We start from the raw sequence: 12,385 nt of genomic DNA on the forward strand, positions 1-12,385 counted from the left end.
AATGCGAATATTTGTCTACGGCAGTTTACGAACCAAACAAGGCAACAGCCACTGGATGACCAATGCCCTGTTGCTGGGAAATTTCAGTATCGATAACTACCAGTTGTACAGCCTGGGCCACTATCCAGGCGCCGTTCCGGGGAATGGAACAGTACACGGGGAAGTTTATCGTATTGATAACGCCACGCTGGCAGAGCTTGACGCTCTGCGTACCCGCGGCGGTGAATACGCACGCCAGTTAATTCAAACGCCGTACGGAAGTGCATGGATGTACGTGTACCAACGTCCGGTTGATGGCTTAACGCTGATTGAAAGCGGTAACTGGTTAGACAGAGACCAGTACTAACATATACCTGATGGATTTCGAGTTGCATCAAGGCGGCGACGCAGAGAATCCCCAGGAGCGTACTTCAGTACGTGACTGGGGTGAGCGAGGACAAACTGGCACAGCCAGTTTGAACAGCGCTTACGCTGGCCCCGAAGGGGCGAGGCCAAAGGCCGAGTAAAGCCAACGCAGAGGCAGTTTGAAAGACGACAGGTATAACACGCCACCCTCGGGTGGCGTTGTTTTATACGATGGTCGCTGTAATCTTGGGCTATCAGGAAGCATTTCTCTTTTTTTTCATCACATAAAAATACCTGTTCAATAAAGCGTTAATTAATATAATTTATTATTTTACTCAAAACATCACCGTGGATTATTGTAAGGCAATATGATCACGTTAGCAGAAATAATTTTATTTTAGTTGCACTCTCATTCTGTAAAAATAATTATCCAGGTAAGGATAGTAATGGAATGAGTAATATTGTTTATCTCAAGCTCATTGGTGAACAACAAGGCGATATTTCTGATGGATGTGGCACAATTGATTCAGTTGGTAATCGGTGGCAACAGAATCATGTGAATGAAATATTTGTTTTTTCTCTGGTTGCAGGAGTAGCGAGTACAGGTAAAGGTACGAATCTAAAGAACTTAACATTCAGTAAGCAAATAGATAAAAGCTCACCACTATTAATGAATGCGATTAATAACAATGAAAACCTGTTTCTTGAGTTTTGGTTTTATCACATAAATAGATATGGTCAATGGGAGAAGTATTATTATATTCAGCTCAGAGGTGCATCGATATCAAGTATTCAGATGAGGGTTATAAAAGACCAGATAGATACAGAAATAATATCAGTAAATTATGATTATATCCTTTGTAAGCACCTGATAAGCAATACCGAGTGTAGCTATCTGGCTTTACCTGCAGACTACAATAAGCTTTTTGTTCCGATTCCGAAACCCCAGACTCAAACTCTTAACAGTGCAGGTGTGGGCCGATTGCTGGCGGCTGGAGGGATTTATAACGGTAACATCGAAGGGTTCAGGGACACTGCAGAAAAACTGGGTGGTGATGCCGTCAAAGGCTACGATCAGATTCTTAATGAGAAAACGGTCGGCGTCGCCATTACGGCTGCCTCTATTGCCGCTGGTTATGGGCTTGGGAGGATGGAGTTAAGTTCGACGATAAGAAGTCTTGAAAAGCTGGGGCGGATTGAAACCAAGAGCATATCATTAGGGCGTAGTAACACCACTGAAAATTTATATCGTCGGACTAGCAATACTGAAGTGTTTTCAGATCTAAAAGTGCCTATGCAGATGCGCTATGTTGAACAGGCTGCACGTGAAGGTGGGATAGGCTTGGGGGGAGTTAAAGTGAGAATTATCAGGGATTCTGACCTGAAAGGTAAGAATATCTATGGTTATACTCACCCTAGTGGTGATATTGATTTGTACCCGGATGCTTTTGCGGATATTGAGCAATTAATAAAAACGTTAGGACATGAAAGAACACATACTATGCAAATCTATCTCTTTAAGCATCCAAATACATATGCTGATGATGCAATCAAGATGAATAAAGAATTGATATTGAATGAAAAAGCCGCCCATAGTATTGAAGATAACTTTTGGCAATTTTACCTGAATAATAAGACCGGAAAGCTAGAGGAGTACAAATAGATGAACTCTTTGACCTATCTTGAATGGATGAAGCACTTACCAAAAGATGATGGTAGTTACAGTTCATGTGAATGCCCAGCATGTGGTAAAAAAGGACTTTCTTATCAATACTTTGGTTTCGATAATGGTGATATTGGCTGGAAGGTTATTTGGTGCGAAACCTGTAAATCTGGAGTGAAAATTTCGAGAACCAAAATACCTGAAGGGGCTAGTAGGTTAATAGATTTTCAAGAACAAGAACGTTTCTTTGAAACGAAGCCTGAACTGAAACTAATTGTTTAGATTGATCTCAATAAAAGCCCCTCATAAAGTGAGGGGCTTCAATAAGTTATGCTGATCTTAGAAAGCCAACTTACTTCTTCGCGCGCTCGAAGGAAGCAACGATTTCAGCTTTAGCAGCTTCAGCGTTGTCCCAACCGTCAACTTTTACCCATTTGCCAGCTTCGAGGTCTTTGTAGTGCTCGAAGAAGTGGGTGATCTGCGCTTTCAGCAGTTCCGGCAGGTCGGTCACATCTTTGATGTGATCGTATTCTTTGCTCAGCTTGGTGTGCGGTACCGCAACCAGTTTCGCATCTTCACCGGATTCGTCGGTCATTTTCAGTACGCCAACCGGGCGGCAACGAATCACTGAACCTGGCTCCAGCGGGTACGGAGTCGGGACCAGAACGTCTACCGGGTCACCATCCAGAGACAGGGTGTGGTTGATGTAACCGTAGTTGCACGGATAGAACATCGCGGTGGACATGAAGCGGTCAACGAACAGGGCGCCGCTCTCTTTGTCAACTTCGTATTTGATCGGATCTGCGTTAGCAGGGATCTCGATAACAACGTAGATATCTTCCGGCAGGTCTTTACCGGCAGGGACGTTGAGTAAGCTCATGTCTGTTTCCTTTAAATAAGCTATGGCAAACAAGTGGCGGGTATTATAGCCAACTCGCGCGGAATGTCTCCGCTTGTTTTCGCTTTCTCTGCGTGCATTTTCTTCTTTTCACCTCTCTCTCGTGACAGAAAAGTCCATATCTTCAGCCGCATTTTTCATAGCGAGATGAAAGCGATTACAAAGTTGTGATTAACGTTTTATTTACTTTTTTGAAGTGTGATGTAACGCAATCCGTTACATGCTCAATTGTCTATAGTTTTTTCGCAACGGTTAATTAACCAACAATAATCACCCTACGAGGACGCACTTATGTGGAAGCGCTTACTTTTAGTCACAGCAGTTTCGGCAGCCATGTCGTCTATGGCAATGGCAGCCCCTTTAACCGTAGGATTTTCGCAGGTTGGCTCTGAATCGGGCTGGCGCGCAGCAGAAACCAACGTCGCGAAAAGCGAGGCCGAAAAGCGGGGAATTACGCTGAAAATCGCTGATGGCCAACAAAAGCAGGAAAACCAGATTAAAGCAGTTCGCTCATTTGTTGCGCAGGGCGTCGACGCCATCTTTATTGCGCCGGTCGTGGCAACAGGTTGGGAGCCGGTTTTAAAAGAAGCGAAAGATGCCGACATTCCGGTCTTTTTGCTTGATCGTTCCATCGATGTAAAAGACAAATCTCTCTATATGACCACCGTCACCGCCGACAACGTGCTGGAAGGCAAATTGATCGGCGACTGGCTGATTAAACAAGTGGACGGCAAGCCGTGTAACGTCGTTGAGCTGCAAGGGACCGTCGGGGCCAGCGTGGCGATCGATCGTAAAAAAGGCTTTGCTGAAGCCATCGCCAGTGCGCCAAACATCAAAATTATCCGTTCTCAGTCCGGTGACTTCACCCGCAGTAAAGGGAAAGAAGTGATGGAGAGCTTTATCAAAGCAGAAAACAACGGCAAGAACATCTGCATGGTTTACGCCCACAACGATGACATGGTGATCGGTGCTATCCAGGCGATCAAAGAAGCGGGTCTGAAACCCGGCAAAGATATTCTCACCGGTTCTATCGACGGCGTACCGGATATCTACAAAGCGATGATTGACGGTGAAGCCAACGCCAGCGTTGAACTGACGCCGAATATGGCGGGGCCGGCATTCGACGCGCTGGAGAAATTCAAAAAAGACGGCACGATGCCTGAGAAGCTGACCATTACCAAGTCGATCCTCTATCTGCCGGATACGGCGAAAGAAGAGTTAGAGAAGAAGAAAAACATGGGCTACTAAGCCTTCATGAAAATGCCGGGGGGCTGCGCTTGCCCGGCCTACATTACGCTCTTTTGTAGGCCGGATAAGCGTAGCGCCATCCGGCGTGATGCAGGAGGAATCATGACCACCGACCAACATCAGGAAATCCTCCGCACCGAAGGATTAAGCAAATTCTTTCCCGGCGTCAAAGCGTTGGATAACGTAGATTTCAGCTTGCGTCGCGGTGAAATTATGGCGCTGCTGGGGGAAAACGGAGCCGGCAAATCGACGCTCATCAAAGCGCTGACCGGCGTTTACCATGCAGATCGCGGCACTATCTGGCTCGAAGGCCAACCGATCTCCCCCAAAAACACCGCCCATGCCCAGCAACTGGGGATTGGCACCGTGTACCAGGAAGTGAACCTGCTGCCCAATATGTCGGTTGCCGATAACTTATTTATTGGCCGTGAGCCGCGGCGTTTTGGCCTGCTTCAGCGCAAGCAGATGGAAAAACGCGCGACGGAGCTGATGGCGTCATACGGTTTTTCCCTTGACGTGCGTGAGCCGCTGAACCGCTTTTCCGTGGCGATGCAACAAATCGTCGCCATCTGTCGGGCGATCGATCTCTCCGCGAAAGTGCTGATCCTCGATGAGCCGACCGCCAGCCTCGATACCCAGGAAGTTGAAATGCTGTTCGGCCTGATGCGTCATCTGCGCGATCGGGGCGTCAGCCTGATCTTCGTCACTCATTTCCTCGATCAGGTTTATCAGGTCAGCGATCGCATCACCGTTCTGCGTAACGGCGGCTTCGTTGGCTGCCGTGAAACCCGGGAATTACCGCAAATTGAACTGGTCAAAATGATGCTGGGTCGCGAACTGGATACCCATGCGCTACAGCGTGCGGGACGCACATTGCTTAGCGATAAGCCGGTGGCGGCCTTTAGCGACTTTGGCAAAAAAGGCACCATCGCGCCGTTTGATCTACAGGTGCGTCCCGGTGAGATCGTCGGTCTCGCAGGACTGCTGGGATCCGGGCGAACGGAAACGGCAGAGGTGATCTTCGGTATTAAACCCGCCGACAGCGGAAGTGCGCTGATCAAAGGCAAACCGCAGACCTTGCGATCGCCGCATCAGGCTTCGTGTCTGGGAATCGGTTTCTGTCCGGAGGATCGCAAAACGGATGGCATTATTGCCGCCGCTTCGGTGCGGGAAAACATCATTCTGGCATTGCAGGCGCAGCGCGGCTGGCTGCGGCCTATCCCACGGAAAGAACAAAACGAGATTGCCGAGCGTTTTATCCGCCAGCTCGGAATTCGCACCCCCAACGCTGAACAGCCGATCGAGTTTCTCTCCGGCGGCAATCAGCAAAAAGTATTGCTCTCGCGCTGGTTACTGACCAAACCGCAGTTCCTGATCCTCGATGAACCCACGCGTGGGATCGACGTCGGCGCGCATGCGGAGATTATCCGACTGATCGAAACGCTGTGCGCGGATGGTCTGGCGCTGCTGGTCATCTCATCCGAACTGGAAGAGTTAGTGGGCTATGCCGATCGGGTCATTATTATGCGCGATCGCAAACAAGTGGCCGAGATCCCACTGGCTGAACTGTCCGTACCGGCGATCATGAACGCCATTGCGGCCTAAGGAGACTATGGTGATGCCTCAATCCCTCCCTCAATCCAATCCGCCTAAACGGCGGTTCCGTTGGCCAAAGGGGATGCCACAACTGGTGGCGCTACTGCTGGTGCTGCTGGTGGATAGCCTGGTCGCCCCGCACTTCTACCAGGTGATTTTGCAGGATGGTCGGCTGTTTGGTAGCCCGATTGATATTCTCAACCGCGCCGCTCCCGTGGCGCTGTTGGCGATTGGTATGACGCTGGTGATTGCCACCGGCGGCATCGACCTTTCCGTGGGGGCCGTCATGGCTATTGCTGGCGCCACTACTGCGGCGATGACGGTGGCCGGGCACAGTCTACCGGTGGTGCTGCTTGCCGCCTTAGGCTCCGGCATTCTGGCTGGGCTGTGGAATGGGATTCTGGTGGCCATACTCAAGATCCAACCGTTTGTCGCCACGCTAATCCTGATGGTGGCCGGGCGTGGAGTGGCGCAGCTTATCACTTCCGGGCAAATCGTCACTTTCAACTCGCCCGAGCTGTCGTGGTTTGGTAGCGGCTCGCTCTTACTGTTCCCTACGCCGGTAATTATTGCACTGCTCACGCTGGTGGTGTTCTGGCTGCTGACGCGGAAAACGGCGCTGGGTATGTTTATCGAAGCGGTGGGTATCAACATTCGTGCGGCAAAAAACGCTGGGGTGAACACCCGCATTATCGTGATGCTCACCTATGTGTTGAGCGGCCTGTGCGCGGCTATCGCTGGCATTATCGTCACGGCGGATATTCGTGGGGCAGATGCCAATAACGCCGGATTATGGCTGGAACTGGATGCCATCCTGGCGGTAGTCATCGGTGGTGGCTCGCTAATGGGCGGGCGCTTTAACCTGCTGCTGTCGGTGGTAGGCGCGTTGATTATTCAGGGCATGAACACCGGGATTTTGCTGTCGGGCTTCCAGCCGGAACTGAATCAGGTGGTCAAAGCCGTGGTGGTGTTGTGTGTGCTGGTCGTGCAGTCACAACGCTTTATCAGCCTGATAAAAGGAGTGCGTGGTCATGATAAAACGTAATTTACCGCTGATGATCACCCTCGGCGTGTTTGTGCTGGGCTACCTTTACTGCCTGACGCAGTTTCCAGCTTTTGCTTCCACCCGGGTGATTTGCAATATCCTGACCGATAACGCTTTTTTAGGGATTATCGCCGTGGGCATGACCTTCGTGATCCTCTCTGGCGGGATCGACCTTTCCGTTGGCTCGGTGATCGCGTTTACCGGCGTATTTTTGGCGAAGGCCATTGGCTATTGGGGTATTTCCCCGCTGCTGGCGTTCCCCCTGATTTTGCTGATGGGCTGTGCGTTTGGCGCGTTTATGGGGTTACTGATTGATGCGCTGAAGATCCCAGCATTCATTATTACGCTGGCGGGAATGTTTTTCCTGCGCGGCGTCAGCTATCTGGTCTCTGAAGAGTCGATCCCAATTAACCATCCGATTTATGACACGCTCTCAAGTCTGGCATGGAAAATTCCTGGCGGCGGTCGCCTGAGCGCGATGGGGTTGTTAATGCTGGGCGTGGTGGTGATTGGCATCTTCCTTGCGCACCGTACGCGCTTTGGTAATCAGGTTTACGCCATTGGCGGCAACGCCACCTCTGCTAACCTGATGGGCATTTCTACTCGCAGCACAACGATCCGCATTTATATGCTGTCTACCGGGCTGGCGACGCTTGCCGGCATTGTGTTTTCCATTTACACCCAGGCGGGTTATGCGCTGGCGGGCGTTGGCGTTGAGCTGGATGCGATTGCCTCAGTGGTGATTGGCGGAACGCTGCTAAGTGGTGGGGTCGGTACGGTGTTAGGGACGTTGTTTGGCGTTGCCATTCAGGGGTTGATCCAGACCTACATTAATTTTGATGGCACATTAAGTTCCTGGTGGACGAAGATCGCGATTGGCATTTTATTGTTTATTTTTATAGCGTTACAACGCGGTCTGACGGTGCTTTGGGAAAATCGTCAAAGCTCGCCGGTTACCCGAGTGGGTACGGCGGCAACACCAAAGTAACATCCTGATTTTGCACAAAACATTTAAATACCTAAACTTTTTCCGGTTGTAGTCGATAGGTTCTGTACAGGTCTGTTTTAACCCTACAACCGGAAATATAACGATGCCAAAATCCCTTTCAATTCGATCAAGTTTGTTGGTGTTATTGTCTTTGCTGACTTTCCTTCTGTTACTGACCGGTGGTATGGGGCTATATGCCTCTACGCGTGTCATTACCTCATTGATTTATCACGGTATTATGAGTGCTGCGATGTTGACTGCTATCGCATTGCTGGCGGTTATTTGGTTTATGCTGCGAAATAAGTTTCTCAAACCGCTGGATAATATGGTTGAGCAACTGGAACGTCTGGCGACGGGGGATTTATCACCGGTTACCACGCTGTCGGCCAGCGCTGAATTCAACCGCCTGAACGCGGCAATGGATGACATGCGCCATGCGCTGGGCGACTCGGTACAACGCGTACGCGATGCCAGTTCGCAAATTGATATTGGCAGTCGTGAACTGACGGCCGGGAACCAGCATCTGGCGCAACGCACTGAATCGACAGCCACTTCACTGGAGCAGACCGCCGCCAGCATGGAAGAACTCACGGCGACGGTGAAACAGAATGCGCAGAACGCGGAACAGGCTCACCAACTGGCGAAATCGGTGTCGGATACCGCCGATCGCGGTAGCGAAATGGTGTGCTATGTGATCGAGAAAATGCGCGATATTTCCGGCAGCTCCAGCCGAATCGCCGACATCCTCAGCGTAATCGACGGTATTGCTTTCCAGACCAATATCCTGGCGCTCAACGCTTCCGTTGAAGCGGCGCGCGCCGGTGAGCAGGGGCGGGGCTTTGCGGTTGTTGCAGGTGAAGTACGTAATCTGGCCAGCCGCAGCGCCGAGGCGGCCAAAGAGATCCGCACGTTAATCAGTGATTCACACACCCACGTAGGGGAAGGTAGTGAGCTGGCGCAGCAGGCGGGCGAAACCATGGATGAGATTGCCAATGAAGTCATGCGCATGACCAAACTAATGCGTGAAATTGCCAGTGCGTCCCAGGAACAGAGTCGCGGCATAGAGCAGGTGAATATTGCGGTGATTCAGATGGATGAAACGGCGCAGCAAAATGCGGCGCTGGTACAGCAGTCGTCAGCGGCTACCCGCTCGCTGGAAGAACAGTCTTCAGCGCTAATCGAAGCAATGGCCGTATTTAAGCTACAGACAGCCTAACCGTGCGTAGGCCGGATAAAGGCGTTTACGCCGCCATCCGGCAATATCACCGTATTGTGCCGGATGGCACTTCGCTTATCCGGCCTGCAACGTGCTGTAGGCCGGATGTTGCGCTTACGCGTCCGGGAACTCGCGGATAAAGCGTTCTACATCTTCAACCATATGGTCGTTACCCACGAAGAAGGAGCGGCGCTGGTGCAGGCTTTCCGGGATGATATCCAGAATACGATTTTTACCGTCGCTCGCCTTGCCGCCCGCTTGCTCGGCCAGCAGGGCCATTGGGTTGCATTCATACAGCAGACGCAGTTTCCCTTCCGGGTGGCTGGCGGTGCTTGGGTACAGGTAGATCCCGCCTTTCAGCAGATTGCGATGGAAGTCCGCAACCAGAGAGCCAATGTAGCGCGAGGTGTACGGGCGCTGGGTTGACTTATCTTCTTCCTGGCAGAATTTAATGTACTTCTTCACGCCGTTCGGGAATTTGATGTAGTTACCTTCGTTAATGGAGTACGTGCTGCCTTTCGCCGGGAAGCGCATACGTTCCTGGCTGAGGCAGAATACGCCCAGAGAAGGATCGTAGGTGAAGGCGTGCACGCCACAGCCGGTGGTGTACACCAGCATGGTGGAAGAACCATAAACCACGTAACCTGCAGCAACCTGCTTGTTGCCCGGTTGCAGGAAATCCTCTTCCGTGACCGGAGTACCGACTGGGGTTACGCGGCGGTAAATAGAGAAAATCGTACCGACAGAGACGTTAACATCGATGTTGGATGAGCCATCCAGCGGATCCATTAGCACAACGTATTTAGCGTGTTCACAGCCTTCAAAGACGACGATTTCATCTTCTTCTTCCGAGGCAATGCCCGCCACAATGTCGCGCGCCTTCAGTGCAGCTTTCAGTTTTTCGTTCGCGAACAGATCGAGTTTTTGCTGAACCTCTCCCTGCACGTTCTCAGCACCGCTGGCACCCAGGATATCGACCAGACCGGCCTTGTTGATATCGCGGTGGATGATCTTGGCGCCCAGCTTTATTGCCGACAACAAAGCAGTGAGTTCACCGGTAGCATGAGAAAACTCGTGCTGCTTTTCGACAATAAATTCACCTAACGTTTTCATAACACTTTCCCTGCAATTTATGTGGAGTAAAGCGACCGCAACAATATTAACAAATATTTCCATTGTTGCGCTTAGGTGAATCGCGCCAGCAAACTGCGGAATATCCTGAAATGCGTTTCTCACTTGCCGGACATGTGCGTAAAATGGCCCCCAGATTAAAAAAGGATAGTGACGTATGCGCATTCATATTTTGGGAATTTGTGGCACTTTCATGGGCGGTCTGGCGATGCTGGCGCGCTCGCTCGGTCATGAAGTAACCGGTTCGGACGCCAATGTGTATCCGCCGATGAGTACCTTACTTGAGAAGCAAGGCATTGATCTGATTCAGGGTTACGATGCCAGCCAGCTCGACCCGCAGCCGGACTTAGTGATCATCGGCAATGCCATGACCCGTGGTAATCCGTGCGTGGAAGCGGTTCTCGAGAAGAACATTCCGTACATGTCTGGCCCGCAGTGGCTGCATGACTTTGTATTGCGCGACCGCTGGGTACTGGCGGTTGCGGGTACGCACGGCAAAACCACCACCGCCGGAATGGCGACCTGGATCCTCGAAGCCTGCGGCTATAAGCCTGGCTTTGTGATCGGCGGCGTACCGGGTAACTTCGAGGTTTCTGCGCGTCTGGGCGAAAGCGACTTCTTCGTGATTGAAGCGGATGAGTACGACTGCGCGTTCTTCGACAAGCGTTCTAAATTCGTGCATTACTGCCCGCGTACGCTGATCCTCAACAACCTTGAGTTCGATCACGCGGACATCTTTGACGATTTGAAAGCGATCCAGAAACAGTTCCATCACCTGGTGCGTATCGTGCCGGGCCAGGGACGCATCATCTACCCGGAAAACGACATCAATCTGAAACAAACGATGGCGATGGGCTGCTGGAGCGAACAAGAGCTGGTGGGCGAACAAGGTCACTGGCAGGCGAAAAAACTGACCACCGATGCTTCTGAGTGGGAAGTGTGGCTGGACGGTGAAAAAGTCGGCGAAGTGAAGTGGGGCCTGGTGGGCGAGCACAATATGCATAACGGTCTGATGGCGATTGCGGCCGCGCGCCATGTGGGCGTCGTACCTGCAGATGCAGCTAATGCGCTCGGTTCATTCATTAACGCCCGTCGTCGTCTTGAGCTGCGCGGTGAAGCCAATGGCGTGACGGTGTATGACGATTTTGCCCATCACCCGACGGCCATTCTGGCAACGCTTGCGGCGTTGCGCGGTAAAGTAGGCGGTACGGCGCGCATCATCGCAGTGCTGGAACCTCGCTCGAACACCATGAAAATGGGCCTGTGCAAAGACGATCTGGCGCCGTCGTTAGGCCGTGCGGACGAAGTGTTCCTGCTGCAACCTCCGCATATTCCGTGGCAGGTAGCCGAAGTCGCTGAAGCCTGCGTTCAGCCGGCACACTGGAGTGGCGATGTGGATGCCCTGGCAGATATGGTGGTGAAAACCGCGCAGCCAGGCGATCACATTCTGGTGATGAGCAACGGCGGATTTGGTGGTATTCATCAAAAACTGCTGGATGGCCTGGCGAAGAAAGCTCAGGCGGAAGCGGAAGAGTAAAAAAATGCCCGGTGGCGCTACGCTTACCGGGCCTACAACGAATTCACGGATTGTAGGCCGGATAAGGTGATTGCACCGCCATCCGGCACTTTCGGCGGACAAAGAGGTTAGGCCTCGTTTTCCGCCAGTTCACGCAGATACTGGAAGATCTGGCGGGAAGATTTTGGCGGCTTGTTGCCCGCTTTTTCTTTCCTGGCGTTACGCACCAGCGAACGCAGTTGCTGGCGGTCGGCGTCAGGCCACAGATTCATCACTTCTTCGATGGCTTCATCGCTACCGTCAACCATTCGGTCACGCAGTTGCTCCAGCTTATGGAAGACAACGACCTGCTGGTTGTGACGATTTTTCAGCTTGTCCAGCGCCTGACGAATAGGATCAACATCGCGCTGGCGCAACATTTTGCCAATCAACTGCAGCTGGCGGCGGCGTCCTTCCATCTTAATACGCTGGGCCAGCTCAATGGCGGCACGTAAATCCGCATCAAGCGGGATCTTATCCAGCGCGTTTTTCCCCAGATCAACCAGTTCCGCACCCAGGCGTTTTAACTCCTCGGCATCGCGTTTAATTTCACTTTTACTGACCCAGATAATTTCATCGTCTTCGTCTTCGATGTCATCACCGGGAACGTCGTCGAGCCAGTCTTCGGGCTGCTTTGTCATTTCAGGCTCCTTAAAAAAAGAGGCTAATGTTACCAGTTAAGATGCGCACTGAAAAACGG

At 51.6% G+C, this 12,385-nt stretch carries 12 protein-coding genes; 9 read left to right on the forward strand and 3 right to left on the reverse strand.

The features are described 5' to 3' along the window. Position 1: 1 nt before the first annotated feature. The 3 genes from WC1_RS21390 to WC1_RS21380 all read left to right on the forward strand — a co-directional run bounded on the left by WC1_RS21390 (position 2) and on the right by WC1_RS21380 (position 2,290). On the forward strand, positions 2–346 hold the full coding sequence (locus tag WC1_RS21390; protein WP_003025723.1) for a gamma-glutamylcyclotransferase family protein: 345 nt from the start codon (positions 2–4) through the stop codon (positions 344–346). A gap of 450 nt (positions 347–796) precedes the next feature. Next, positions 797–2,008, forward strand: a complete 1,212-nt coding sequence (gene tssD, locus WC1_RS21385; protein WP_016149466.1) for a type VI secretion system tube protein TssD — start codon at positions 797–799, stop codon at positions 2,006–2,008. Next, entirely contained in the window at positions 2,009–2,290 is a 282-nt protein-coding gene (locus WC1_RS21380) for a hypothetical protein (RefSeq protein WP_003839553.1), read from the forward strand. Between the two features lie 70 nt (positions 2,291–2,360). Here the strand turns inward: WC1_RS21380 and ppa are convergent, their stop codons facing one another. Beyond that, on the reverse strand, positions 2,361–2,888 hold the full coding sequence (gene ppa, locus WC1_RS21375) for an inorganic diphosphatase (RefSeq protein ID WP_003025726.1): 528 nt from the start codon (positions 2,886–2,888) through the stop codon (positions 2,361–2,363). Between the two features lie 309 nt (positions 2,889–3,197). Here ppa and ytfQ point away from each other — a divergent pair, with 309 nt between their 5' ends. The 5 genes from ytfQ (at position 3,198) to WC1_RS21350 (ending at position 8,999) form a co-directional block, all read left to right on the forward strand. Next, a complete protein-coding gene (ytfQ, locus tag WC1_RS21370; RefSeq protein ID WP_003025728.1) occupies positions 3,198–4,154 on the forward strand; it encodes a galactofuranose ABC transporter substrate-binding protein YtfQ in 957 nt (318 codons plus the stop codon). A gap of 102 nt (positions 4,155–4,256) precedes the next feature. Continuing rightward, entirely contained in the window at positions 4,257–5,759 is a 1,503-nt protein-coding gene (ytfR, locus tag WC1_RS21365) for a galactofuranose ABC transporter, ATP-binding protein YtfR (RefSeq protein ID WP_016149467.1), read from the forward strand. A gap of 13 nt (positions 5,760–5,772) precedes the next feature. After that, a complete protein-coding gene (ytfT, locus tag WC1_RS21360; protein ID WP_008323019.1) occupies positions 5,773–6,795 on the forward strand; it encodes a galactofuranose ABC transporter, ATP-binding protein YtfT in 1,023 nt (340 codons plus the stop codon). Further along, complete coding sequence (yjfF, locus tag WC1_RS21355) at positions 6,782–7,783, forward strand: galactofuranose ABC transporter, permease protein YjfF (RefSeq protein ID WP_003025736.1); 1,002 nt, start codon at positions 6,782–6,784, stop codon at positions 7,781–7,783. Before ytfT ends, yjfF begins: the two co-directional genes overlap by 14 nt. A 103-nt stretch (positions 7,784–7,886) precedes the next feature. Then, positions 7,887–8,999, forward strand: a complete 1,113-nt coding sequence (locus WC1_RS21350) for a methyl-accepting chemotaxis protein (protein ID WP_003025738.1) — start codon at positions 7,887–7,889, stop codon at positions 8,997–8,999. A 114-nt stretch (positions 9,000–9,113) separates the two neighbouring features. Here the strand turns inward: WC1_RS21350 and fbp are convergent, their stop codons facing one another. Beyond that, entirely contained in the window at positions 9,114–10,112 is a 999-nt protein-coding gene (gene fbp, locus WC1_RS21345; protein WP_003025742.1) for a class 1 fructose-bisphosphatase, read from the reverse strand. 175 nt (positions 10,113–10,287) lie between these two features. On the opposite strand from fbp, the gene mpl reads away from it, so the two are divergent. Continuing rightward, on the forward strand, positions 10,288–11,667 hold the full coding sequence (gene mpl / locus WC1_RS21340) for a UDP-N-acetylmuramate:L-alanyl-gamma-D-glutamyl-meso-diaminopimelate ligase (protein ID WP_003839563.1): 1,380 nt from the start codon (positions 10,288–10,290) through the stop codon (positions 11,665–11,667). A gap of 107 nt (positions 11,668–11,774) precedes the next feature. Here mpl and yjgA read toward each other — a convergent pair whose 3' ends face one another. Next, positions 11,775–12,326 (reverse strand): ribosome biogenesis factor YjgA, encoded by a 552-nt coding sequence (yjgA, locus tag WC1_RS21335; RefSeq protein ID WP_003025750.1) that lies wholly within the window; start codon positions 12,324–12,326, stop codon positions 11,775–11,777. Positions 12,327–12,385 lie beyond the last annotated feature (59 nt).

The organism is Citrobacter sp. KTE30 (assembly GCF_000398825.1).
GTDB classification, from domain to species: domain Bacteria; phylum Pseudomonadota; class Gammaproteobacteria; order Enterobacterales; family Enterobacteriaceae; genus Citrobacter; species Citrobacter freundii.

Bases quoted from the DNA above. Each gene is read 5' to 3' on its own strand.
- tssD (WP_016149466.1), top strand. From the start codon at position 797: ATGAGTAATATTGTTTATCTCAAGCTCATTGGTGAACAACAAGGCGAT.
- WC1_RS21350 (WP_003025738.1), top strand. From the start codon at position 7,887: ATGCCAAAATCCCTTTCAATTCGATCAAGTTTGTTGGTGTTATTGTCT.
- mpl (WP_003839563.1), top strand. From the start codon at position 10,288: ATGCGCATTCATATTTTGGGAATTTGTGGCACTTTCATGGGCGGTCTG.
- yjgA (WP_003025750.1), bottom strand. From the start codon at position 12,326: ATGACAAAGCAGCCCGAAGACTGGCTCGACGACGTTCCCGGTGATGAC.
- WC1_RS21390 (WP_003025723.1), top strand. From the start codon at position 2: ATGCGAATATTTGTCTACGGCAGTTTACGAACCAAACAAGGCAACAGC.
- WC1_RS21380 (WP_003839553.1), top strand. From the start codon at position 2,009: ATGAACTCTTTGACCTATCTTGAATGGATGAAGCACTTACCAAAAGAT.
- ytfR (WP_016149467.1), top strand. From the start codon at position 4,257: ATGACCACCGACCAACATCAGGAAATCCTCCGCACCGAAGGATTAAGC.
- ytfQ (WP_003025728.1), top strand. From the start codon at position 3,198: ATGTGGAAGCGCTTACTTTTAGTCACAGCAGTTTCGGCAGCCATGTCG.
- ytfT (WP_008323019.1), top strand. From the start codon at position 5,773: ATGCCTCAATCCCTCCCTCAATCCAATCCGCCTAAACGGCGGTTCCGT.
- ppa (WP_003025726.1), bottom strand. From the start codon at position 2,888: ATGAGCTTACTCAACGTCCCTGCCGGTAAAGACCTGCCGGAAGATATC.
- yjfF (WP_003025736.1), top strand. From the start codon at position 6,782: ATGATAAAACGTAATTTACCGCTGATGATCACCCTCGGCGTGTTTGTG.
- fbp (WP_003025742.1), bottom strand. From the start codon at position 10,112: ATGAAAACGTTAGGTGAATTTATTGTCGAAAAGCAGCACGAGTTTTCT.